This window comes from Streptomyces misionensis (genome assembly GCF_007896895.1).
In the GTDB taxonomy this organism is placed as follows: domain Bacteria; phylum Actinomycetota; class Actinomycetes; order Streptomycetales; family Streptomycetaceae; genus Streptomyces; species Streptomyces misionensis_A.
Genome location: NZ_VOGW01000185.1, coordinates 48,637 through 69,869, shown reverse-complemented (window position 1 = coordinate 69,869; position 21,233 = coordinate 48,637). Strand labels below are relative to the sequence as shown.

24 protein-coding genes are annotated in these 21,233 nt (G+C 72.3%); 11 read left to right on the top strand and 13 right to left on the bottom strand.

Going from position 1 to position 21,233, the window contains the following annotated elements:
* The first annotated feature begins 28 nt into the window (after positions 1-28).
* The 5 genes from FRZ03_RS32085 to ectA are packed head-to-tail and all read left to right on the top strand — an operon-like array spanning position 29 to position 3,248.
* Entirely contained in the window at positions 29-508 is a 480-nt protein-coding gene (locus FRZ03_RS32085) for a 3-aminobutyryl-CoA ammonia lyase (protein WP_222443429.1), read from the top strand.
* On the top strand, positions 505-2,028 hold the full coding sequence (locus tag FRZ03_RS32080; RefSeq protein ID WP_146468585.1) for a class I adenylate-forming enzyme family protein: 1,524 nt from the start codon (positions 505-507) through the stop codon (positions 2,026-2,028). The genes FRZ03_RS32085 and FRZ03_RS32080 overlap by 4 nt, the downstream gene beginning before the upstream one ends.
* Positions 2,025-2,294 (top strand): acyl carrier protein, encoded by a 270-nt coding sequence (locus FRZ03_RS32075; RefSeq protein ID WP_146468584.1) that lies wholly within the window; start codon positions 2,025-2,027, stop codon positions 2,292-2,294. Before FRZ03_RS32080 ends, FRZ03_RS32075 begins: the two co-directional genes overlap by 4 nt.
* 25 nt (positions 2,295-2,319) lie before the next feature.
* On the top strand, positions 2,320-2,724 hold the full coding sequence (locus FRZ03_RS32070) for an ectoine synthase (RefSeq protein ID WP_070022000.1): 405 nt from the start codon (positions 2,320-2,322) through the stop codon (positions 2,722-2,724).
* The gene (gene ectA / locus FRZ03_RS32065) at positions 2,721-3,248 is read left to right on the top strand and encodes a diaminobutyrate acetyltransferase (protein ID WP_146468583.1); all 528 of its coding nucleotides are present in this window, start codon (positions 2,721-2,723) and stop codon (positions 3,246-3,248) included. The genes FRZ03_RS32070 and ectA overlap by 4 nt, the downstream gene beginning before the upstream one ends.
* Positions 3,249-3,293: 45 nt before the next feature.
* Here the strand turns inward: ectA and FRZ03_RS32060 are convergent, their stop codons facing one another.
* The gene (locus tag FRZ03_RS32060; RefSeq protein WP_315902679.1) at positions 3,294-4,256 is read right to left on the bottom strand and encodes a GlxA family transcriptional regulator; all 963 of its coding nucleotides are present in this window, start codon (positions 4,254-4,256) and stop codon (positions 3,294-3,296) included.
* 90 nt (positions 4,257-4,346) lie between these two features.
* Between FRZ03_RS32060 and FRZ03_RS32055 the strand changes: the two genes are divergently transcribed.
* The gene (locus FRZ03_RS32055) at positions 4,347-5,663 is read left to right on the top strand and encodes an MFS transporter (RefSeq protein WP_146468581.1); all 1,317 of its coding nucleotides are present in this window, start codon (positions 4,347-4,349) and stop codon (positions 5,661-5,663) included.
* A 32-nt stretch (positions 5,664-5,695) separates the two neighbouring features.
* Here the strand turns inward: FRZ03_RS32055 and pspAB are convergent, their stop codons facing one another.
* From pspAB to FRZ03_RS32040, 3 genes are all read right to left on the bottom strand, one after another.
* On the bottom strand, positions 5,696-6,280 hold the full coding sequence (pspAB, locus tag FRZ03_RS32050; RefSeq protein WP_146468580.1) for a PspA-associated protein PspAB: 585 nt from the start codon (positions 6,278-6,280) through the stop codon (positions 5,696-5,698).
* A gap of 50 nt (positions 6,281-6,330) precedes the next feature.
* On the bottom strand, positions 6,331-7,257 hold the full coding sequence (gene htpX / locus FRZ03_RS32045; RefSeq protein ID WP_146468579.1) for a zinc metalloprotease HtpX: 927 nt from the start codon (positions 7,255-7,257) through the stop codon (positions 6,331-6,333).
* A 143-nt stretch (positions 7,258-7,400) separates the two neighbouring features.
* On the bottom strand, positions 7,401-7,658 hold the full coding sequence (locus FRZ03_RS32040) for an SCO2583/SCO2584 N-terminal domain-containing protein (protein WP_146468578.1): 258 nt from the start codon (positions 7,656-7,658) through the stop codon (positions 7,401-7,403).
* A gap of 325 nt (positions 7,659-7,983) precedes the next feature.
* Between FRZ03_RS32040 and FRZ03_RS32035 the strand changes: the two genes are divergently transcribed.
* A complete protein-coding gene (locus FRZ03_RS32035; RefSeq protein WP_146468577.1) occupies positions 7,984-8,250 on the top strand; it encodes a hypothetical protein in 267 nt (88 codons plus the stop codon).
* A 152-nt stretch (positions 8,251-8,402) separates the two neighbouring features.
* Here the strand turns inward: FRZ03_RS32035 and glnA are convergent, their stop codons facing one another.
* The gene (glnA, locus tag FRZ03_RS32030; protein ID WP_146468576.1) at positions 8,403-9,812 is read right to left on the bottom strand and encodes a type I glutamate--ammonia ligase; all 1,410 of its coding nucleotides are present in this window, start codon (positions 9,810-9,812) and stop codon (positions 8,403-8,405) included.
* Between the two features lie 211 nt (positions 9,813-10,023).
* Between glnA and FRZ03_RS32025 the strand changes: the two genes are divergently transcribed.
* Positions 10,024-10,491 carry an RDD family protein gene (locus tag FRZ03_RS32025; RefSeq protein WP_070022017.1) on the top strand — a complete coding sequence of 156 codons (468 nt, stop codon included), beginning with the start codon at positions 10,024-10,026 and terminating at the stop codon, positions 10,489-10,491.
* A 134-nt stretch (positions 10,492-10,625) separates the two neighbouring features.
* Here the strand turns inward: FRZ03_RS32025 and FRZ03_RS32020 are convergent, their stop codons facing one another.
* The 4 genes from FRZ03_RS32020 to lipB form a co-directional block, all read right to left on the bottom strand.
* Entirely contained in the window at positions 10,626-11,327 is a 702-nt protein-coding gene (locus FRZ03_RS32020) for a DUF4191 domain-containing protein (RefSeq protein ID WP_146468575.1), read from the bottom strand.
* A gap of 74 nt (positions 11,328-11,401) precedes the next feature.
* Positions 11,402-11,599: an SCO2195 family GlnR-regulated protein gene (locus tag FRZ03_RS32015; protein WP_146468574.1), complete on the bottom strand. Its 198-nt coding sequence runs from the start codon at positions 11,597-11,599 to the stop codon at positions 11,402-11,404.
* Between the two features lie 242 nt (positions 11,600-11,841).
* Positions 11,842-12,807: a lipoyl synthase gene (gene lipA / locus FRZ03_RS32010; RefSeq protein WP_146468573.1), complete on the bottom strand. Its 966-nt coding sequence runs from the start codon at positions 12,805-12,807 to the stop codon at positions 11,842-11,844.
* A gap of 116 nt (positions 12,808-12,923) precedes the next feature.
* Positions 12,924-13,721, bottom strand: coding sequence for a lipoyl(octanoyl) transferase LipB (gene lipB, locus FRZ03_RS32005; protein WP_146468572.1), 798 nt, complete (start codon positions 13,719-13,721; stop codon positions 12,924-12,926).
* Positions 13,722-13,950: 229 nt separating this feature from the next.
* Here lipB and FRZ03_RS32000 point away from each other — a divergent pair, with 229 nt between their 5' ends.
* Positions 13,951-15,429, top strand: coding sequence for a tetratricopeptide repeat protein (locus FRZ03_RS32000; RefSeq protein WP_146468571.1), 1,479 nt, complete (start codon positions 13,951-13,953; stop codon positions 15,427-15,429).
* Positions 15,430-15,441: 12 nt separating this feature from the next.
* On the opposite strand, the gene FRZ03_RS31995 is transcribed toward FRZ03_RS32000, so the two are convergent.
* Positions 15,442-16,806, bottom strand: coding sequence for an NAD(P)/FAD-dependent oxidoreductase (locus FRZ03_RS31995; protein WP_146468570.1), 1,365 nt, complete (start codon positions 16,804-16,806; stop codon positions 15,442-15,444).
* A 277-nt stretch (positions 16,807-17,083) separates the two neighbouring features.
* On the opposite strand from FRZ03_RS31995, the gene FRZ03_RS31990 reads away from it, so the two are divergent.
* A complete protein-coding gene (locus FRZ03_RS31990; RefSeq protein ID WP_186785731.1) occupies positions 17,084-17,572 on the top strand; it encodes a GNAT family N-acetyltransferase in 489 nt (162 codons plus the stop codon).
* 30 nt (positions 17,573-17,602) lie between these two features.
* On the opposite strand, the gene FRZ03_RS31985 is transcribed toward FRZ03_RS31990, so the two are convergent.
* Positions 17,603-18,784 carry a MarP family serine protease gene (locus FRZ03_RS31985; protein WP_146468568.1) on the bottom strand — a complete coding sequence of 394 codons (1,182 nt, stop codon included), beginning with the start codon at positions 18,782-18,784 and terminating at the stop codon, positions 17,603-17,605.
* Between the two features lie 302 nt (positions 18,785-19,086).
* Between FRZ03_RS31985 and FRZ03_RS31980 the strand changes: the two genes are divergently transcribed.
* Entirely contained in the window at positions 19,087-19,914 is an 828-nt protein-coding gene (locus FRZ03_RS31980) for a peptidoglycan recognition protein family protein (RefSeq protein WP_261399427.1), read from the top strand.
* Here FRZ03_RS31980 and FRZ03_RS31975 read toward each other — a convergent pair.
* Both FRZ03_RS31975 and FRZ03_RS31970 read right to left on the bottom strand, forming a co-directional pair.
* Entirely contained in the window at positions 19,881-20,399 is a 519-nt protein-coding gene (locus FRZ03_RS31975; RefSeq protein ID WP_146468566.1) for a DUF4240 domain-containing protein, read from the bottom strand. The genes FRZ03_RS31980 and FRZ03_RS31975 overlap by 34 nt on opposite strands.
* Before the next feature lie 54 nt (positions 20,400-20,453).
* Positions 20,454-21,233 (bottom strand): helix-turn-helix transcriptional regulator (locus tag FRZ03_RS31970; RefSeq protein WP_146468649.1); only part of this gene is annotated, 780 nt, incomplete at its 5' end.

Below are 21,233 nucleotides of genomic sequence, written 5' to 3'. Positions count from 1 at the left end.
CGGCAACGGAAGAAGGGATGGCATGATCATGACCACTTCTGAAGGCTCCGCCGAAGGTGACGCGCACACCGTCACAGCCCGGCTGCGCATCAGAATCGGTCAGGAAGAGGCCCACTACGGAGGTGGACTCGTCGACGGCGCAAGGCTGCTGCGCCTGTTCGGCGACCTCGTCACCGAAGTCACCATCCGCACCGACGGCGACGAGGGACTGCTCTCCGCGTACTCCGACATCCGCTTCACGGCACCCGTCCGTCCTGGCGACTACATCGAGGCCACCGCCAGGCTCACCCGCAGCACCAGACTGCGCCGCTTCGTCGCCCTGGAGGCCCGGAAGGTCATCGCCTCCCCCGACACGAGCACCAGCGCGGCACAGGTGCTCGCCGAACCGGTCGTCGTCTGCACGGCGAACGCGGTGACCGTCGTCCCCAAACCGAAGCGCACCGGACCGGCCGGCAGCGTCCGGCGCCCCGGCGAGAAGGAAGCCGTACCGATGGGAGGACGCCAGTGACCCAGCCCCTCACCCTCCATTCCCTGCTCGACGACGCCGCCGCCGTACACAGTGACCGGCGTGTCCTGAGCACCGGGACGGACGCCGTCTCCTACGGGGAGTTGGCGCTCGCCTCCCGCCGAGCCGCGCACCTGCTGCGGGCGTACGGTGTCCGCCGCGGTGACCGAGTCGTCGTCTCCTCGCCCGACGCCATCACCGTCGCGGTCGCCGTGCACGCCGCCTCCCGTGCGGGCGCGATGTTCAGCGTCCTGCACCAGGACGTTCGGGACCGCCCGCTCGAACACGTCCTGGGTGACTGTGAGCCGACCGCGATCGTGACGGACGACCCCGGTGTGTCCACCACCGCGCAGGCGCATGGTGTACGCGTCATCTCCTCCAGGGAGTTGCGCCACGCTCCCGAGCCGGGTCCGGACGCCGACGGGCGATCGACGCCCGCTCCGCTCGGAGTCGACGGGGCGTGCCTGATCTACACCTCGGGCACCACGTCGCTGCCCAAGGCCGTGGTCAGCACCCACCAGCAGATGCTCTTCGCCGCACGCGCCATCCAGGACTGTCTGGGCTACCGCGCGGACGACATCGTCTTCAGCCCCCTGCCGCTGTCCTTCGACTACGGCCTCTACCAGCTGTTCCTGACGTTCCTGGCCGGTGCGCAGTTGCGCGTGGGCGACGTCGCGGAGGCCGGACCGCCGCTGCTGCGCGCCCTCCAGGAGAGCGAGGCGACCGTGCTCGCCGCCGTTCCCTCCGTCTCCGACCGCCTGGCCTGGCTGGTGCGGCGGGCGAAGAACAAGCCCAAGCTGCGTCTGGTGACCAACACGGGGGCGGCCCTGTCCGAGCGGACCATCGCCGACCTGCGCGAGGCGATACCCGGCCTGTCCGTGCAGCTGATGTACGGACTCACCGAATGCAAGCGGGCCACGATCATGCCCCCGGACGGAGACCTCCTGCGGCCCGGCGCGTCCGGACGTGCGCTTCCCGGCACCGAGGTCTTCACCGTCGACGACGACGGCGAGCGGCTGCCGGCCGGAGAGGTCGGCCAGTTCGTCGTCCGCGGCCCGCACGTCATGGCCGGCTACTGGCGCCGTCCGGAGCTGACCGCCGAGCGCTTCCACCGGCGGGACGGCCTCTTCCCGGAACTGCGGACCGGCGACTACGGCTGGATGGACGACGACGGCTACCTCTACTTCTCCGGCCGCCGCGACGACCTCTACAAGGAACGCGGTTTCCGCGTCAGCGCCACCGAGGTGGAGGCCGCCGCCCGCCGCGTCGAAGGCGTGTCCTCCGCGGCCGTGCTGCCGCCCGGCCCCAGGACCGGGAAGACCGCGGTCCTGGCCGCGGTGACCGAGTTGGACGGACCCGACGTGCTGGCCCGGATGCGCGGCCTGATCGAGGACCACAAGATCCCCCGCCGCTGCGTCCCGGTCCCCGCACTGCCCACCAACAACAACGGCAAAGTCGACCGGCAGGCCCTGACCGATCTCGTTCAGGACCCCGCACCCCTGCGAAAGGAGCACGCACGATGACCCTCAAGCGCACCGACGTGACCGCCGCCATGGAGACCGCGCTGAGCAGCGTGCTGGAGAGGCCGGTCACCGGACTCTCCGGACAGACCAGGCTCTTCGACGATCTCCACCTGGACTCGACCACGATGCTGGAGATGCTGATGGAACTGGAGGACTCCCTCGGCCTCGAGGTCGACCCCGAGGAACTCGAGGCCGACGACTTCGAGACGGTCGACACCTTCACCGACTTCGCCATCGCCCAGCTCGAGACCCGCAGCGCGGCCTGAACTCCCCCGGAAAGGAAAGTCGCACATGATCGTCCGTTCGTTCCAGGACGTCGAAGGCACCGACCGGCACGTCAAGTCCCGCTCCGGCACATGGGAGAGCAAGCGGATCGTGCTGGCTCGCGAGGGAGTCGGCTTCTCCCTGCACGAGACGACCGTCTACGCCGGCACCGAGACGACCATGTGGTACGCCAACCACATCGAAGCCGTGCTGTGCGTCGAGGGCGAGACCGAACTCACCAATGAGGAGACCGGCGAGAAGCACCTCATCACACCCGGCACCATGTACCTGCTGGACGGGCACGAGAAGCACACGCTGCGCCCGAAGGTGGACTCCCGCTTCGTCTGTGTGTTCAACCCGCCGGTCACCGGCCGCGAGGACCACGACGAGAACGGCGTCTACCCGCTGCTCACCGAGGAGGCCACCGCATGACCGCGCCGGCGTCCGGCTCCACCGCGACCCGAGTCCGCCCCGAGTACCGCCCGCCGCGTGCCGAGGACGCCCAGGCCATGTGGCAGATGGTGCACGAGTCCGACGAACTCGACGACAACAGCCCGTACTACTACGCCTTGTGGTGCCGCGACTTCGCCGAGACCTCCCTCGTGGCATCCCTCGGCGACGAGATCGTCGGCATGCTGACCGGCTACTTCCGCCCCGAGCAGCCCGACACCTATCTGGTCTGGCAGGAGGCCGCCAGGCCCCGGCACGGCATTCCGATGCTCGGGGTGCAGCTCTTCGAGCGGGCGGCCGAGCGCGCGGTCGCCCAGGGCGCGCGCTACATCGAGGCGACCGTGTCGGCCGACAACAAGGCCATCATCATGGTGCTGAAGAAGTGCGCCAAGCGGTACCAGGCCCCCGTGCACACCGAAGTGCTGTTCCCGGCCTCCCTCTTCCCCGAGGCACACCACGACGAGGTGCTCTACCGGATCGGCCCCATCGAACCGGTCCCCGGCTGAGCCGGCAGGCGGCTTCGCCGAGGCGGTGACACCGCGCGCGTGCCCTCACGCTTCCCCGCGGAAGGTGTTGCGGTACGCGCGCGGTGACACGCCCAGCGTCTCCCGGAAGTGCTGACGCATCGCCGTGCCCGTGCCGAAGCCGGCTTCGGCCGCGATCCGGTCCACCGGCTCGTCCGTGCGTTCCAGCAGCCGACGGGCGTACTGCAGGCGCTGCTGAGCGAGCCACTGCATCGGTGGCATCCCCGTTTCCTGCCGGAACTTGCGGGTCAACGTCCGCACGCTCGTCGCCGCCCGGCGCGCCAGGTCCTCCAGGGTGAGGCCGTCACCGAGGTGCTCCAGGGCCCAGGCGCGGGTGGCCGCGGTGGAAGTGTCGCCGGGTTCGGGCACGGGACGGTCGATGTACTGGGCCTGACCGCCTTCGCGGTGCGGGGGGACCACGGTGCCGCGGGCGACGGTGTTGGCGACGTCGGCGCCGTGGTCACTGCGGATCATGTGCAGGCACAGATCGATTCCCGCGGCCACACCCGCGGACGTGAGCACACCCTTGTCATCGGTGTACAGCACGTCGGGGTCCACGTCGATCTCCGGGTAGAGGGCGGCCAGTTCGGGACAGGACTTCCAATGCGTCGTCGCCCGCCGCCCCGTGAGCAGGCCGGCCGCCGCCAGCACGAACGACCCGGTGCAGATGGAGGCCAGACGCGCTGTCGGGGGGATCTCCGTGAGCGCCGCCCGCACCGGCGGGCTCAACCGGCCGCGCCGCTGCGGGCGGTAGTCCTCGATCGCGGCGGGCACGATCACCGTGTCCGCGTCGCGCAGCGCCTGCGGCCCCAGCGGCACGTTGACGGTGAAGTCGGCGTCCGTGCGTACCTCACCCGGTTCCACGGCACACGTCACGACCGAGTACAGCGGCCGGCCGGCCGCATCCGTCGCGGTCCCGAACAGGCGGTGCACGATCCCCAGCTCCATCGGCAGGAGACCGGAACGTACCAGAACCGCCACCCTGTGCAATGACTCGTCACCCACCGTCATGTCCAGATTCTTTCACTAGCTGACCAAAGGCCACTGGTTCCGGGTTCCCTCTCGCTGAAGGATGAAGATATGGATGACACGATCGGCCAGCACACGAAGGACGCCGGGCACCGCGCCTGGTGGGTGGCCGCCGTCGCCGGAGTGGCGATCGTCATCGCGGGCGCCTTCTCCACCATGCCGGGGATTCTGCAGGACCCCCTGCGCGCGGAATTCCACTGGTCCCGCGGCTCCATCGGCCTGGCGGCCTCGGTCAACATGGTGCTCTACGGACTCACGGCCCCCTATGCCGCCGCCCTGATGGACCGGTTCGGCATCCGCCGGGTCGTCGTCGCGGCGCTCGCGACCGTCGCCGCCGGAGCGGTCCTCACCACGATGATGAGCGCCGCATGGCAGTTCACGCTCTTCTGGGGCTTCCTCGTCGGCCTCGGGACCGGATCGCTGTCGATGACCCTCGGCACCACCGTCACCAACCGCTGGTTCACCGCCCGCCGCGGCCTGGTGACCGGCATCCTCTCCTCCGGCAGCGTTCTGGGGCAGATGGTCTTCCTGCCCGCGCTGTCCTGGACCATCGACCACTACGACTGGCGGCCCGCCCTCGTCACCCTCGCCCTCGCCGCCGTCGCGGTCGCTCCCCTGGTGTACCTCGTACTGCGCGACCACCCCGCCGACATCGGACGACGCCCCTACGGCAGCGACACCTTCACCCCCCGGCCCGACCCCGTTCCCGGCGCCGCCCGCCGCACCGTGACCGTGCTGTGCGGCGCCGCGCGGACCGTTCCCTTCTGGCTGCTCGCCGCCACGTTCGCCATCTGCGGCGCGTCCACCAACGGCATCATGTGGACCCACTTCGCCCCCGCGGCCCACGACCACGGCATGCCCGTCACCACGGCCTCGACCCTGCTGGCGTTCATCGGCGTCTTCAACGTGGCCGGCACCATCGTCTCCGGCTGGCTCACCGACCGCCGGGACGCCCGCCGGCTCCTCGCCGTCTACTTCCTGCTGCGGGGCCTGCTCATGGTCAGTCTGCCGCTGATCATGACGGCCACCGTCAGCCCGCCCATGCTGGTCTTCGTGGTCGCCTTCGGCCTGCTCGACCTGGCGACCGTGCCGCCGGTCATCGCCCTGTGCCGGACCTTCTACGGCGAGGACAGCGCCATCGTCTTCGGCTGGACCAACGCGGCACACCAGCTCGGCGCGGCGTCGGCCTCCTTCCTCGGCGGCGTGGCCCGTGACACGTTCGGCAGCTACGACCCCGTCTGGCTCGCACTCGGCGCCGCCTGCGCGAGCGCCGCCCTGCTGTCCCTGAGCATCCGTGTCCACCGTGCGCCCACGCCCCCGGCCGAGGCCGACGAGAAGACGTACGCGTCGTCCGCCCCGCGGCGGTGACGACGGCCGCCGGCCCGCCGAAGCGGCGAATTTCACAACCCGGGCGCCCCCCACACCGGGAACCAGCGGCCCAGATCCTGCTCGATCCGCAGATCGCTCGCGAGCACGGACTTCACCTGGAGCTCCAGCGCGTTGTCCCGCCGCTCACCGGCCCCGGCCAGCGGGGCGAACGGGTAGAAGGTGCCGCGCTTGTACAGGTACACCAGGGCCAGCCCGCGGCCGGCGTCGTCGGTGAAGCCGGCCAGCGAGCACAGCAGCTGCGGGCCGAACCCGTTGATCTCCATGGAGCTGTTCACCGCGTGCAGATCGTTGACGAGCTGCGGCAACTGGTCGGGGGAGCGCCGGGAGACCAGCCACGAGTAGCCGTAGCCGTCGCGGCACAGCTCCACCGGCGGCCCGGCGCGGTCGGCGTCCGCGTCCAGCAGCGCCTGCACCTCCCGGTGGGTCTGCTCGAAGGCCGCGCCCTCCACCGTGGCGAAGCACACCGCACCGGTCCCGGTCGGGGTGAAGCCGACCGCGGCCTGGAGCGTGACGGCGGCCGAGGGCAGCGCGAAGAGCTGGTCGAGATCGGGGGCGACGGGTTTGGTGCGCCCCAGCAGGATGTCCAGCAGCCCCAACGCTCAGCCCGCCTTCCGCCGCGGAACCGGATGTCCGTCCTTCGGTGCGCTCATGCCCGGTCGGCCTCCCCCGGTACGGCCGCCTCGCCCAGCTCGGCCGAGATCCGGCCCAGCTGCTCCAGCCGCTGCTCCAGCGTGGGGTGGGTGGAGAAGAAGCGCTCGATGCCGGGCTCCTTGCCGGTGGCCGGGGTGAAGTAGAACGCGTTGAAGGCCTGGGCCGTGCGCAGGTCCTTGGTCGGGATGCGGGCGATGTCCCCGGTGACCTTGGTCAGCGCCGACGCCAGCACGGAGGGTCGGCCGGTCAGCAGCGCGGCGGCGCGGTCGGCGGCCAGCTCCCGGTACCGGGACAGGGCCCGGATCAGCAGGAAGCTGATCGCGTACACGGCCGCCGAGACCCCCATCACCCCGGCGAAGACCAGGGCCGTGTTCTGGTCCCTGCGGCCCCCGCCGAACAGCTGCGAGTAGAAGGCGAAGCGGACGATCAGCCCCGCGATCACGCCCAGGAAGGAGGCGATGGTGATCACGGCGACGTCCTTGTGCGCCACATGGGACAGCTCGTGCGCGAGCACGCCCTCCAGCTCGGCGGGCTCCAGGCGGCGCAGCAGTCCCGTGGTCACGCAGACCACGGCGTGATCGGGGTTGCGGCCCGTCGCGAAGGCGTTGGGCATGTCCATGTTGGACACGGCGACCACCGGTTTGGGCATGTCGGCCATGGCGCACAGCCGGTCCACCACCGCGTGCAGCTCCGGATACTCCTCGCGCTCCACGACCCGCCCGTGCATGGCGAACATCGCGATCCGGTCGGAGAACCAGAACTGGGCCACGAACATCGCGCCCATCACGACGACGACCAGCAGCCAGGACTTCAACAGCACGAGCAGCGCGGCGATGAAGGCCACGTACAGCAGTCCGAGCAGGAACATCGTGACCGTCATCCGCACGGTCAGTCGCCGGTCGCTCCTAAAGCGGCTCCGCATCTCGCATCACCCCGCAGTCAGGCACTCGTCCCGCTGTCCAGTGTGCACCTGCCGCCTCCCATGAACAGGTCCCATACGTCCCTGTTGCGGGCAAAAGCTTCCCGGTGGGAGCGGTGCCGGGCCCCACCGGGAGACCGCCATGCTCAGTAACCGTCGCGTATCCGAGCGTAACCCAGGAGCAGGATCACCGCGGCCACACAGCCCAGCACCACCGCCGTGGACACCCAGGAAGGGCGGTCCGGACGGGCGCTGTCCGGGTCGGCGCGGAACGGGGCCGGGTCCGGGGGGTTCTCCTTCCAGCGGGCGGCGAGCATCCGGGCCCGGGCGGAGGGCTCCTTGTGCTCGGCGGAGTTCGCCCAGCGTTGATCGAACTCCCGCTCCCACTCGTCCTGTTCTGCCATTCCCCGGTCAACCTCTCTCGTCGGCGCGTGCGGGGAGCCTGATCCCCGGAAATAGGAATCACGGGAGGGCCGAAAGGTTGCACAGCCTCCCGCCGGGGCCCGCCCGGCGTCCGGATGCCGGGTCCTCACCCGGCCGCTAGCATTTTCAGCAGAGCCGCGCCGCAGGGTGCGCCGGACGTGCGCCATCCCCGCCGACCAGGGGAACGTCAGCCCTGCTTCCTGAATCCAGGCGGCACCACCCGGACCGTGTCCCGCCGTCGGCGGAGCCGCGGCCTGTCTTCCCGTGCCCGAGGCGGCACGGGGGGAACGGAAGGAGGGCAGTTCGATGAAAGCACAGCGTGCGAGGCGTCTCGCCGCGGTGTCCGCCGTCGGCGTTCTGCTGGCAGGCGGAGCCACCATCGCCACCGCCGGATCCGCGTCGGCGGCCACCCCGACCCACGTGACGACCAACCGGGGCTGCTACGGCCACAACTGCTTCGGCTTCAACCGGGGCTTCAACCGGGGCTTCGACCGCGGCGGTTTCTTCTTCAACAACGGCTTCAACCGCTTCGGCTACGGCAACACTCCGGTCGTGGTGGTCGTGGTGCGCTGACCGGCACCCGACCCCCCAGACACAGCCGGGGCCGCCTCCCGAGGGAGGCGGCCCCGGCTGTGTGCCGGCACTACCCGATGCGCCGGCCTCGCGACGGCCGAAGCACGGACGGTCCGGGCCGGAGCGGCTGCCCGCTGCGGCCCGGGGCGACATCACACGTCGAAGTAGAGCTCGAACTCGTGCGGGTGCGGGCGCAGGGCCAGCGGGGCGATCTCCTGGGTGCGCTTGAGGTCGATCCAGGTCTCGATCAGGTCGGACGTGAAGACGTCGCCCTGGAGCAGGAACTCGTGGTCGGCCTCCAGCGCGTCGAGGACGGCGCCGAGGGAGGTCGGGACCTGGGCGACGTTCGCGTGCTCCTCGGGAGCCAGCTCGTAGAGGTCCTTGTCGATCGGCTCGGCCGGCTCGATCTTGTTCTTGATGCCGTCCAGGCCCGCGAGCAGCAGGGCCGAGAAGGCCAGGTACGGGTTGCCGGAGGAGTCGGGCGCGCGGAACTCCACGCGCTTGGCCTTCGGGTTGGAGCCGGTGATCGGGATGCGCATCGCGGCGGACCGGTTGCGCTGCGAGTACACCAGGTTGATCGGCGCCTCGAAGCCCGGCACCAGGCGGTGGTAGGAGTTCACCGTCGGGTTGGTGAAGGCCAGCAGCGACGGGGCGTGCTTGAGGATGCCGCCGATGTAGTAGCGGGCCATGTCCGACAGGCCCGCGTACCCGGCCTCGTCGTAGAACAGCGGGTCGCCGTTGCTCCACAGCGACTGGTGGACGTGCATGCCCGAGCCGTTGTCGCCGAAGATCGGCTTCGGCATGAAGGTCGCGGTCTTGCCGTTGCGCCAGGCGACGTTCTTCACGATGTACTTGAAGAGCTGGAGGTCGTCGGCGGCGGCGAGCAGCGTGTTGAACTTGTAGTTGATCTCCGCCTGGCCGGCCGTGCCCACCTCGTGGTGCTGGCGCTCCACCTTCAGGCCGGACTTCTCCAGCTCCAGGGAGATCTCGGCGCGCAGGTCCGCGAAGTGGTCCACCGGCGCGACCGGGAAGTAGCCGCCCTTGTAGCGGACCTTGTAACCGCGGTTGTTCTCCACCGCACCGGTGTTCCAGGCGCCCGCCTCGGAGTCGATGTGGTAGAAGGACTCGTTGGCGCTGGTCTGGAAGCGCACGGAGTCGAAGACGTAGAACTCGGCCTCGGGGCCGAAGAACGCGGTGTCCGCGATGCCGGTGGAGGCGAGGTAGGCCTCGGCCTTGCGGGCCACGTTGCGCGGGTCGCGGGAGTACTGCTCGCCCGTGATCGGGTCGTGGATGAAGAAGTTGATGTTGAGCGTCTTGTCCCGGCGGAACGGGTCGACACGGGACGTGGACAGGTCGGCACGCAGCGCCATGTCCGACTCGTGGATGGCCTGGAAACCGCGGATCGACGATCCGTCGAAGGCCAGCTCCTCGTCCGGGTCGAACGCCTCGACGGGCACCGTGAAGTGCTGCATGACGCCCGGCAGGTCGCAGAAGCGGACGTCGACGAACTTGACGTCCTCGTCCGCGATGAACTTCTTGGCCTCGTCGGCGTTCTGGAACATCCAGCTCCTCCTACTCCCGACCGTCCTCGCCGGGGTGGTAGATCGTTCGTGCGGCCAGTGCGGTGGCACACGCTCGTCCTGACCCTATGGACGGGTGATTTCTCCGGCGTGACCCGATTGTTTCGCAGAAGTTAACCGGCCACGCTTCCCACCGTAGCCCCGGGACACCCCGGCGTCCCCCGGTCATATACGGACGCAGTACCGTGGTCGGGTGGACAACAGGCAGGCAATCGGATCGTGGCTCTCCGGCCCGCGCGCGGCCATGGAAGAGGCCGGCGCGGACTTCGGGTACCGGGGCGAACAGCTCGGTCTGCCCGAGGACGGGCCGAACTCCCTCGCCCGGCCCGGCAGGCGGCTCGGCGCCATCGCGGTGGACTGGGGCCTCAGCGTCCTGATCGCATACAGCCTGATCACGCACGGCTACAGCCAGGCCACCAGCAACTGGGCGCTCGGCGTCTTCTTCGTGATGAGCGTGCTGACCGTCGGCACCATCGGCTTCACCCCGGGTAAGCGGCTGTTCGGCATCCGGGTCGTGGCCCTGGAGACCGGCACCGTCAACCCGCTGCGTTCGCTGCTGCGCACGGTGCTGCTCTGCCTCGCCATCCCCGCCCTGGTCTGGGACCGCGACGGCCGCGGCCTGCACGACCGGCTCGCGAAGACCGTCGAGGTCCGCGCCTGAGCGGCCGTATCGCGGCAGCACGACGAAGGGGGGCGCCCGGTGTCACACCGGGCGCCCCCCTTCGTCGTAGCGCATCGTGGCCGCGAGGTCCTGGGGCCTCCCGTTTGGATCAGGCCTGATCCAAACGAAAGACCCTAGCGGCCGCGCGGGCCGCCCTTCGGCAGCTTCATGCCCTTGGGCATCGGGCCCTTCGGCACCGGCATGTTGCTCATCAGGTCGCCCAGGGCGCGCAGCCGGTCGTTGGTCGCGGTCACCTGGGGGCCGGTGAGCACCCGCGGGAACTTCAGCATGGTGGTGCGCAGCTTCTTCAGCTCGACCTGGCCCTCGCCGTTGCCCACGATGATGTCGTGCACCGGGACGTCGGCGACGATGCGGTTCATCTTCTTCTTCTCGGCGGCCAGCAGGCTCTTCACCCGGTTCGGGTTGCCCTCGGCGACCAGCACGATGCCGGCCTTGCCGACCGCGCGGTGCACGACGTCCTGGCTGCGGTTCATCGCCACCGCCGGGGTGGTGGTCCAGCCCCGGCCGACGTTGTCCAGCACCGCCGCCGCGGCGCCAGGCTGCCCCTCCATCTGGCCGAAGGCCGCCCGCTCGGCCCGGCGGCCGAACACGACCGCCGTCGCCAGCAGGCCGACCAGCAGGCCGAAGATGCCCAGGTACACCGGGTGGCCGATCAAGAAGCCGATCACGAGGAACACCGCGAGCGTGCCGAGACCGACGGCCGCGAGCACCAGGCCGATCTTGGTGTCGACCTTGCGGGTCATCCGGTACGTGAGGGCGATCTGCTTCAGTCGCCCGGCATTCGCGGCGTCCGCCGCGGTTTCCTTCCTCGCCATGCCACGAAGTCTACGTGGCCCCGGGAGCGCGGACGACGGCAGTGCCCGCGGGGGCGGCTCGGGCGGGCGGGGCGTTACCGGCGGTCCGCGGACCGCTCCAGGAAGCGCTGCGCCTCCACCCGGTCCCTGGCCCGGCGGCGGTCCTCCAGGACGGAGGTCCACGCGTTGCGGCGGGCGGTGCGCTGGCCGCCGCTCATCAGCAGCGACTCGACGGCGCGCAGAGCGTCGGTGAGGGACGGGATGGTGGTGGCGCGTACCGGCGGGGCCTGCATGACCGGGCTACCCCCTGGGAGCGGACGGTGTACGAATCGTGATAAGAGCGTCACAGATCGGTGTTACCAGGGCGTGTCCGACCGGTCAAACGCCGATGAAGCCTTGATGGGGCGGCCGCAAAGACCGACGCGGCCCTGACGGGCGCCCTCATCAGGGAGGACGGTCAGGACCGCGCCGAGCCGGCCATTACCGGCCGGTAATTACTTGTGCGCGAATTCACACGCCGGGAACCGGGCGGCGCTCACACCGCCTGGCCGGCGACGAAGCTGCCCCGCTTCTCGATCGCCATCTGGTACAGGCGGCCGGCGCGGTACGAGGAGCGCACCAGCGGGCCGGACATCACACCGGAGAAGCCGAGCTGCTCGGCCTCCTCCTTCAGCTCCACGAACTCCTGCGGCTTCACCCAGCGCTCCACCGGGTGGTGGCGCACGGAGGGGCGCAGGTACTGGGTGATGGTGATCAGCTCGCAGCCGGCCTCGTGCAGCTGCTTCAGCGCCTCGCTGATCTCCTCGCGGGTCTCGCCCATGCCGAGGATCAGGTTGGACTTGGTGACCAGGCCGAAGTCGCGCGCCTCGGTGATGACCTTCAGGGAGCGCTCGTAGCGGAAGCCGGGGCGGATCCGCTTGAAGATCCGGGGCACGGTCTCCACGTTGTGCGCGAAGACCTCGGGGCGGGACTCGAAGACCTCGGCCAGCTGCTCCGGTACCGCGTTGAAGTCCGGGGCCAGCAGCTCGACCTTGGTACGGCCGCCCGCGCGCTCCGCCGTCTGCCGGTGGATCTGGCGCACCGTCTCGGCGTACAGCCAGGCGCCGCCGTCCGCCAGGTCGTCACGGGCGACGCCGGTGATGGTGGCGTAGTTGAGGTCCATGGTGACCACGGACTCGCCGACGCGGCGGGGCTCGTCGCGGTCCAGCGCCTCGGGCTTGCCGGTGTCGATCTGGCAGAAGTCGCAGCGCCGGGTGCACTGGTCGCCGCCGATGAGGAAGGTCGCCTCGCGGTCCTCCCAGCACTCGTAGATGTTGGGGCAGCCGGCTTCCTGGCAGACCGTGTGCAGGCCCTCGCTCTTCACGAGGTTCTGCATCTTCGTGTACTCGGGGCCCATTTTCGCCCGGGTCTTGATCCACTCGGGCTTGCGCTCGATGGGGGTCTGGCTGTTGCGGACCTCCAGGCGCAGCAATTTGCGTCCGTCGGGTGCGACTGCGGACACGACCGGCTCCCTCAGCTTTGATTCTTCGGCGTTCCCCAGGGTACGCCCGTGTTCTTCACGTCCTGGCGGTGAGACAACCTCGTGACCGCAGGGCGCATTCCCCTCGTCGGGGTCGGTCAGGCGGACGCCTTCTCGATCGGCCTCGGCCGCAGGTCCGCGTTCTCCAGGACCTCCCGCAGGTGCTTCTCCACCACCGGCAGGACCTCCTCCACGGTGATCTCGCGGCCCAGCTCCCCGGCCAGGGAGGCCACGCCCGCGTCGCGGATGCCGCACGGGATGATGCGGTCGAACCACTTCATGTCGGGGTTCACGTTGAACGAGAAGCCGTGCATGGTGACGCCTTTGGCGACGCGGATGCCGATCTGGGCGATCTTGCGGTCCTCACGGCGCTGGCCCGCGTTGGACGGGGCGTACTCGGGGCCGTTCAGCCGGGGGTCGAACTCGTCGTCGGTCAGCCGCGGGTCGAAGTCGAGGGAGAGGCCGCCGAGCGAGGGCCGCTGCTCGACGGGGTCACCGAGCACCCAGACGCCGCTGCGGCCCTCGACCCGGGTGGTCTCCAGGCCGAACTCGGCGCAGGTGCGGATCAGGGCCTCTTCGAGGCGCCGCACGTGCGCGACGACGTCCACCGGGCGCGGGAGCTGCTGGATGGGGTAGCCCACCAGCTGGCCCGGGCCGTGCCAGGTGATCTTGCCGCCGCGGTCCACGTCGACGACCGGGGTGCCGTCCAGCGGACGCTCGCTGTCCTCGGTGCGCCGCCCGGCCGTGTACACCGGGGGGTGTTCCAGGAGCAGCACGGTGTCCGGGATCTCACCGGCGAACCGGGCCGCGTGCACGCGGCGCTGCTCGTCCCAGGCCTCCTGGTAGTCGACGGCATCCGCGCCGAATCCCATGCGGACGAACCGCAACTCACTCACGGCAAGCGCCTCCCTCGGTGTCAGGCATGAAACGCGCCCACGCCACTGTACGTCCGTCCGCGACGCGTCAGCCCTGCGGGCACTGCTCACACGAACGGATGAATGAACGCTGAAGTATCCGAGCGGGTGCTCACTCTCCGCTACATTCGCGCCGTTCGTACGGCCAAATGGGCTGCTCACAGGCAATCCCGGCACTTCACTGGCCCGGAGGCAGGAGACCGCACCACAGATGACGGACCGACCCGCGCAGCGCACCCCCAACCGTCAGCTCGCCGCGCTCATCGCAGAGGCGGGGTTCTCCAATGCGGGTCTGGCCCGGCGCGTCGACCAGCTCGGCCTCGAACACGGGCTGGACCTGAGATACGACAAGACCTCCGTCACCCGCTGGCTGCGCGGTCAGCAGCCCAGGGGCACGACCCCGGCGCTGATCGCCGAGGTCTTCACCCGCCGGCTCGGACGCCGGCTCACGGCACAGGATCTCGGCCTGGACGCGTGTGCCCCGGTGTACGCCGGGCTGGAGTTCGCGGCCACCCCGGAGGAGGCCGTGGACATCGTCAGCGGGCTGTGGCGCAAGGACTCCGGCAGCCAGGCCGAGCTGCGCAAGATCGCGTTCACCCCGGCGGGGCTCGTCGTGCCCAGCAGGGACTGGCTGATCGGCCGGCCCGACGACCGGGTGGCCCGGGAACCGGCGCCCCGGGTGCCCGCGCAGGGGCGGCCGCCCGGGCTCGGGGCGCCGGTGCGGGGCCCGGCGCCGGCACAGGGGGCCCGCACCCGGGCGCGCGGGCCGCTGGAGCGCGTCCCCGGCCACCGGGTCGGCGGCGGCGACATCGCGGCGCTGCGCTCGGTGGGCGAGCTGTTCCGCGCCCTGGACGACCGGTTCGGCGGCGGCCACGCCCGGCAGGCGCTGGTGCGGTACCTGGAGCACGAGTGCGAGCCGATGCTGCGCGGCAGCTACGACGAGCAGACCGGGCGGCGGCTGTTCGCGGCCGCCGCCGATCTGACCCGGCTCGCGGGCTGGACGTCGTACGACATCGCCGCGCACGGGCTGGCCCAGCGGTACTTCGTGCAGGCGCTGCGGCTGGCGCAGGCGGCGGGGGACCGGCCCTACGGCTCCTTCGTGCTGGTCACCATGAGCCGGCAGGCCGTCTACCTCGGGCACGGCAGGGAGGCGGTGCAGCTGGCGCGGGTCGCCCAGCAGGGGATCGGCACCGGGGGGCCGCCGGCGGTGCAGTCACTGCTGCACGCCGCCGAGGCCCGGGCGCACGCGGTGCTCGGGGAGGTGCGGGCGTGCACCGCGGCGCTGGTGCGGGCCGAGCGCGCGCTGGAGGCGGCCCGGCCCGGGGACGAAGTCCCGTACTGGGCGCGGTTCTTCGACGAGGCGCAGCTCGCGGACGAGCTCGGGCACTGCCACCGGGACCTCCAGCAGTTCCGGGCCGCTGCCCAACACGCCGAGCGCTCCCTCCAGTTGCGGGCCCCGGCGTACGCCCGCAGCCGCCTGTTCTGCCGGGTCGTCCTCGCCACGGCCCGCCTCGGCCTCGGCGAACTCGACCAGGCCTGCGCGCTGGCGGCCGAGGCCGCGGCCCAGGCGGCCGACATGCGCAGCGCCCGGGCCGTCGAGTACATCCGCGACTTCGAACGCCGCCTGGAGCCCCACAAGGACTCCGCCCCGGTCAGGTCCTACCGGGAGAAGGCGGCGGTGCTGGGCTGAGGCGCCGTCGGCTCAGGCCGCCTCGGGCAGCGTGGGCGCCGGGTCGGCCCGGTGGATGGAGCCGGCGGCGCCCAGGTCGGACAACAGGGCCCGCACGGCCCGGCGGGCGGAGTGCAGGGCGCCCTGGACGGTGCTGGTGTCGCGGTGGTCGCCGCAGACGTAGAGGCCGGCGAGGAGCCGTACCGGGCGGCGCAGGTCGTGCGGCGGGCGCATCACCGGTACCGCCTCCGGGGTGTGGTGCACGGCCAGCGTCTCCCAGCGGCGCGTGGAGGTGCCGTACAGCCGCGAGAGGTGGATGCGGACCGCCGTGTCCACGCCCTCCGGCGGGGTGCCGAGCACCGTCGAGGAGATCAGCACCCGTCCGGCCGGCGCCCGGCTCGGGTCCACGTTGCTGAGCACCGACGTGTGCGCCACCGGCCCGCCCCGGTCCGCGTCCAGCAGCAGCGACGAGCCCGTGGCGAACGCCGCCGCCGGCTCGTCCGTGGTGTGGTGGACCACCGTCACCGGGTGGAACTCCGGCACCCGGAGCCCCGGCAGCAGCTCGGCCGCGGCGCGCGCGTCGGTCGCCAGCAGCACCGCCCGGCAGCGGATCTCCCCGTGCTCGGCGGTGGCCACCGAGGTGGTGGAGACCGAGGTGACCCGCACCCCGGTGTGCACGGTCCCCGGCGGCAGGGCCCGCGCCAGCAGCTCCGGCAGCATCTCCGCGCCGCCCTCCGGCACGCACAGCCGCCCGCCCGCGAAGGCCCGCAGCGCGAGATCGGCGCACCTGCTGGAGGTGGTCAGCCCCGGGTCGCACAGCAGCGCGGCGAGCAGCGGCCGCAGGAAGCCCTCGACGGTGCGGGCCGGTACCCCCCGGGCCGCGAGCGCCTGGGCGGCGGGCAGCTCCGGACGGGCGAGGAGCCGCTCGACCGGCGTCGCGGCGATCCGGTTCAGCGCCGCGCCCAGCCGCGCCTGGTCCATCGCCCCGCCGACCGGGGCCCCGCCCCGGCCGGGCGGCGCCGACGCCCCCCTCGGGGCGCTCGCCAGGGCGCGCACCACGTGGAGTGCGCCCCTTGCGCTCCCCCCGCCCGCCGGCGCGCCCGCCCGATGCACGCGCCCGTCGCGGTGCAGCAGGACGCCCGGCGCGAAGCGCCGCAGGACCAGGGAGTCCAGCCCCGGGGTCCCCCGGAGCGCGGGATACGCCGTGGACAGCAGCTGTCCGATGCGGTCGAGCCGGAAGCCGTCGACCTTCTCCGTCGACATACGGCCGCCCGTGTAAGGCGCGGCCTCCAGGACTGCGGTCGTTACTCCTGCGCTGGTGAGCCGGTGTGCCGCCGAGAGTCCGGCGATTCCGGCTCCCACGATGACGACGTCCACCTGGTTCGCGGGCTCAAGCACGAGGCCCCTCCTGCTGTGGTTGCGCGGTCGGCGGAGACGTCATGCCTCGGCCGGCCCCAGGGATACTCGAGTTCGCGTCGAGTATCAGTGCCGTGATCGGTCGTAAGGAGTCGCGCATCGACAGGGCACGGTCGCATAGAGGTCGCATTTGGTCACATCCGTTCCGCGGGCCGCAGAGCACCCCCGCGCGCCACGGCGGAGCCCTCGCAGAGTGCCCCCCGCGGTCGGCACGGAAACCCGGTGGGCCGCCGGGAACCGCCGCCTTAAGGTGATCACCATGCCCGAACCGTACATACGCCTCGCCGTGGCCGACGACGACGAGCGCCTCGCCCTTCTCGACCGGTCCCTGTGGTCCACCCTGCACGCGGTCACGCCCCGCCCCGAGCCGCCGTACCCGCCGTTCTTCGACGAGCGCCACCCCGTCGGGGAGTTCCTCGTCGCCGAGCTGGACGGGCGGGTGACCGGCTACATCCGCCTCGCCCAGACGATCCCGCTCGCCTCCCACGCCCACGTCCTCAGCATCCAGGGCTTCGCGGTCGCCGAGGAGGCCCGCGGCCGGGGAGTGGGCCGGGCGCTGATCCGGGCCGCCGTCGCCGAGGCCCGCGAGCGCGGCGCGCGCCGCCTCACCCTGCGTGTGCTCGGCCACAACGCCCCGGCCCGGCGGCTCTACGAGTCCGAGGGCTTCGCCGTGGAGGGCGTGCTGCCCGGCGAGTTCCTGCTCGACGGCTCCTACGTGGACGACGTCTGCATGGGCCGCTCCCTGTGAGGCCCTGACGGTGAGGCCCGCAGGGCCGCGTCAGCCCACCAGCGCGCCCGTGTCCACCGGCTCCGTCGCCGTGGCCGCCCGCTGGGCGTCCTGCGCCACCTCGGCCGCCGTCAGCACGTACCCCGTCTCGGCGTCCGAGGTGGAGCGGGCGAAGACCATCCCGAACACCCGCCCGTCCGTGGTCAGCAGCGGGCCGCCGGAGTTGCCCGGCCGGACCGTGGAACGGATCGAGTAGATCTCCCGGGTGACCGCGCCGTCGCTGTAGATGTTCTGCCCGGTCGCCCGCACCAGGTTCCCCACCGTCGCCGCCTGCAGGTTCAGGCTGCCGTCCTGCGGATAGCCCGCCACCACGGCCGAGTCCCCGCGCGAGGCACCGGTGTCGAAGCGCAGCACCGGCGCGCGCAGCCCCGGTACGTACAGCACCGCCACGTCCCGGTCGGGGTCGAAGAGCACCACCCTGGCCGGGTACGCCTCGCCGACCCCGCCCACCCGCACGCTCGGGTGCGCGATGCCCGCCACCACGTGCGCGTTGGTCATCACCCGCTGCGAGGCGAAGACGAAGCCGCTGCCCTCCCGGCCCTCGCTGCCCGAGACGCCCTCGATCTTCACCGTGCTCAGCTTGGCGGCGGTCGTCGCGGCGGGCGTCACGCTGTCACCGGTGGGGCGCGGCACCCGGGCCGTCGACTCGTTCTCGAACGGGTTGAAGACCTGCGGGAAGCCCGCGTCCGTCAGCGCCGAGGTGGCCCGGGAGAACCAGGCGGGCGTGGTGTCCGGCATCGTCCGCTGCACCGCGCCCAGCAGCGAGGAGTCCCGGATCGCCGTGGTCAGCGCGGGTGAGGGGGCCGCGCTGAGCACGCTCGCCGCCACCCAGGCCACGATCAGCACGGCGACCGCGTTGGCCGCCGCGCCCCCGATGCCGTCCACCACCCGCAGCGGGCCCCGGTCCAGGCCCCCGCGCAGCCGCAGCGCGAGCCGGCCCGCCAGTTCGTGCCCCACCGCGGCGGGCACCAGCACGGTCAGCACCGCGAGCACCGTCGCCGCCGCCGAGCCGCGGGCCACGTGGCCCGTCACCCAGGGCAGCGCCCAGACGCCGACGACCGCGCCGCCGACGAACCCGGCCAGCGACACACAGCCGGCCACCAGGCCGCGCCGGTACCCCGACGCGGCGTACAGGAGGATCACCAGCACCAGCAGCAGGTCGAGCAGGTCCACGGAGCCGCCTTTCTCTCGGGCCCCCGGCACGCACCGGTCGGCCCGCCGAACGGTCACACGTACATGATCGGCCGCCGGAGCCGAACCGGCCACGCGTGCCGGTAACACCGGAAACGTCCCGGACCGGGACGATGGTTCCGCCAGGTGGCACAGCGCACATCGCGGGCGGTGGCCGGCGGGCGAAGAGTGGGGCCATGTCCCTCCTCCGAAGAGCCGGGAGTGCCGGGCGTGCCGGGAGAGCCGGAGAAGCCCGGCGGGCCCGGTGGCCCCGGGGAGCCGGGAAGGCCGGGAGAGCCCGGTCGGTGCCCGCCGCGCGGCCGCCGCGTTCTCCCGGCCCGCCGCTGGTGCTGCCGGGCTCCCTGCCCGGCCTGCTGGCCGTCCTCGCGCTGGCCCTGTACGCCTGGGGCGCGGCCCGTCCCGCGCGGATACCGCCCGACCGGCCCGCCGCCCTCGACCTCGGGCGCACGGCCGGCGCCCACCGCGCGGCCCGGCCGCCCATCGTGCCCCGCACCGCCTGGGCCGGCGCCACCACCGGGCGCTCCCAGCCGCCGCCGCGCTACGACGACAAGGTGATCGCGGTCTTCGTGCACCACACCGACTCGCCCAACGGCTACCGGTGCGCCGACACCCCCGAGATCATCCGCCGCCTGTACGCCGGGCAGACCGGCCCGCGACAGTGGGACGACATCGGCTACAACTTCCTCGTGGACCGCTGCGGCACCATCTACGAGGGCCGCGCCGGGGGCACCGACCGGGCCGTCGTCGGCGCCCACGCGCAGGGCTTCAACCACCGCACCGCCGGGATCGCCGCCATCGGCACCTTCACCGCGGGCGTGCCGGTGCCGCGCGCCCTGACCGACGCCATCGCCGCGCTGGCCGCCTGGAAGCTCGGCCTCGCCGACGTCGATCCGCGCGAGCGGGTGCGCCTGGTCTCCAGCAACAGCGGAAGTCGCTTCCACGCCGGCACCACCGCCACCCTGCCCGCGGTGGCCGGCCACGGCGACGGCTTCATGACCAGCTGCCCCGGCGTCGCCCTCGCCGCCCGCCTGCCCGAGATCAGACAGACGGCCGCGCGCCTCCAGGGCCGGACCGTGCCTCAGCCCCTGAACCGCTCCCACAGCCGCGGATAGCGCGCCGCCAGGGCCGACTCGTTCTCGAAGTCGACCGGGCTGCCGGCCGGCTCCGCGGGTGCGGGCGGCAGCCCCAGGTCGGCGGCCACGGTGCCGGTGAGCCGCTCGTACGCCTCGTCGGCCGCGTAGCCCAGCTCCTCGCCGTCGCCGTCGACCTCCTCGTCGAAGTCGTCCAGCAGCTCCGCCAGCGCGTCCGGGTCGTGCAGGGCGCCCTCGAACACCTCCCGGCCCTGGCCGATCAGCCAGCACCGGAAGAAGTCGAACGCGTCGTCGCCGGCCCCGTCCAGCAGCACCCAGGCGGCGCCCCACAGATCCCAGCGGTAGGCGCGGTTGTAGCGGGCCTCGAAGTGACGGGCGAAGTCCAGGACCTGCTCCGGGTCCAGCTGGACCAGCCGGTCCACCAGCAGTTCGGCCTGGTCCTCGGGATCGCCCCCGGCGGCCTCACGGGTGGTGTCGACCAGCGCCCAGAACTCCGTCTCGTCCATCACCGCTCCAGCATCGGGCCTCGGCCCCCCGGACGCACGCGGAGGTGCGGCCGCTCACGCCCCCGCGCCCCGGTACAGCTCCGCGAGCCGGGCCGCGTCCCGCGCGAACCGCTCCCGCAGGCTCCGCGGCGCCAGCACCTCCACCTCCGGCCCGAGCCCGGTCAGCTGGGCGTGCGCGATCTCCTCCGACTCCACGGGCAGCGTCACCGTCACCCACCCCGCCTCGTCGGGCTCACCGGCCCCGGCCAGCCCCTCCCGGGCCGACAGCGCCTCGACGGCGTGCGGCAGCCTGCGCACGCCCTCCGGGGACAGCCGTACCACCGCCTCGGCGCGCAGGATCGAGCGCGCGAACCGCTCCGCCTGGGCCGCCCAGTAGCCGGGCAGGTCGAAGTCCTCGTCGCGCCCGAAGCGGGTGTCCGCCGGCACGACGGCGGTGAAGCGGTCGACACGGTACGTGCGGAAGACGTCCGCGTCCGGCACCCGGGCGCACAGGTACCAGGCGCCCGCCTTCAGCACCAGCCCGTACGGCTCCAGCAGCCGCTCCACCTCGCCGTCGCCGCGCCGGTAGCGGGCCGTGACGCACAGGTCGTCCCACACCGCCTCGGCGACCGCCGGCAGCAGCGCGGGGGTCTCGGGCTCGCGGAACCAGCCGGGCGCGTCCAGGTGGAACCGCTGGGCCGCCGTGCGCGGGGCGTCCCGCAGGGCGGGCACCAGCGCCGCCGACACCTTGAGCCGGGCCGCCGACGCCGCGTCCGCGAGTCCCATCTCCCGCAGCGCGCCCGGCACCCCGCTCAGGAACAGCGCCTCGGCCTCGCTGCGCCCCAGCCCCGTCAG

Excerpts from the sequence above, each read along its gene's own strand:
- FRZ03_RS32085 (WP_222443429.1), top strand. The coding sequence starts at position 29 with ATGACCACTTCTGAAGGCTCCGCCGAAGGTGACGCGCACACCGTCACA.
- FRZ03_RS32075 (WP_146468584.1), top strand. The coding sequence starts at position 2,025 with ATGACCCTCAAGCGCACCGACGTGACCGCCGCCATGGAGACCGCGCTG.
- FRZ03_RS32070 (WP_070022000.1), top strand. The coding sequence starts at position 2,320 with ATGATCGTCCGTTCGTTCCAGGACGTCGAAGGCACCGACCGGCACGTC.
- ectA (WP_146468583.1), top strand. The coding sequence starts at position 2,721 with ATGACCGCGCCGGCGTCCGGCTCCACCGCGACCCGAGTCCGCCCCGAG.
- FRZ03_RS32055 (WP_146468581.1), top strand. The coding sequence starts at position 4,347 with ATGGATGACACGATCGGCCAGCACACGAAGGACGCCGGGCACCGCGCC.
- htpX (WP_146468579.1), bottom strand. The coding sequence starts at position 7,257 with ATGCGGAGCCGCTTTAGGAGCGACCGGCGACTGACCGTGCGGATGACG.
- FRZ03_RS32040 (WP_146468578.1), bottom strand. The coding sequence starts at position 7,658 with ATGGCAGAACAGGACGAGTGGGAGCGGGAGTTCGATCAACGCTGGGCG.
- FRZ03_RS32035 (WP_146468577.1), top strand. The coding sequence starts at position 7,984 with ATGAAAGCACAGCGTGCGAGGCGTCTCGCCGCGGTGTCCGCCGTCGGC.
- glnA (WP_146468576.1), bottom strand. The coding sequence starts at position 9,812 with ATGTTCCAGAACGCCGACGAGGCCAAGAAGTTCATCGCGGACGAGGAC.
- FRZ03_RS32020 (WP_146468575.1), bottom strand. The coding sequence starts at position 11,327 with ATGGCGAGGAAGGAAACCGCGGCGGACGCCGCGAATGCCGGGCGACTG.
- FRZ03_RS32015 (WP_146468574.1), bottom strand. The coding sequence starts at position 11,599 with ATGCAGGCCCCGCCGGTACGCGCCACCACCATCCCGTCCCTCACCGAC.
- FRZ03_RS32000 (WP_146468571.1), top strand. The coding sequence starts at position 13,951 with ATGACGGACCGACCCGCGCAGCGCACCCCCAACCGTCAGCTCGCCGCG.
- FRZ03_RS31990 (WP_186785731.1), top strand. The coding sequence starts at position 17,084 with ATGCCCGAACCGTACATACGCCTCGCCGTGGCCGACGACGACGAGCGC.
- FRZ03_RS31975 (WP_146468566.1), bottom strand. The coding sequence starts at position 20,399 with ATGGACGAGACGGAGTTCTGGGCGCTGGTCGACACCACCCGTGAGGCC.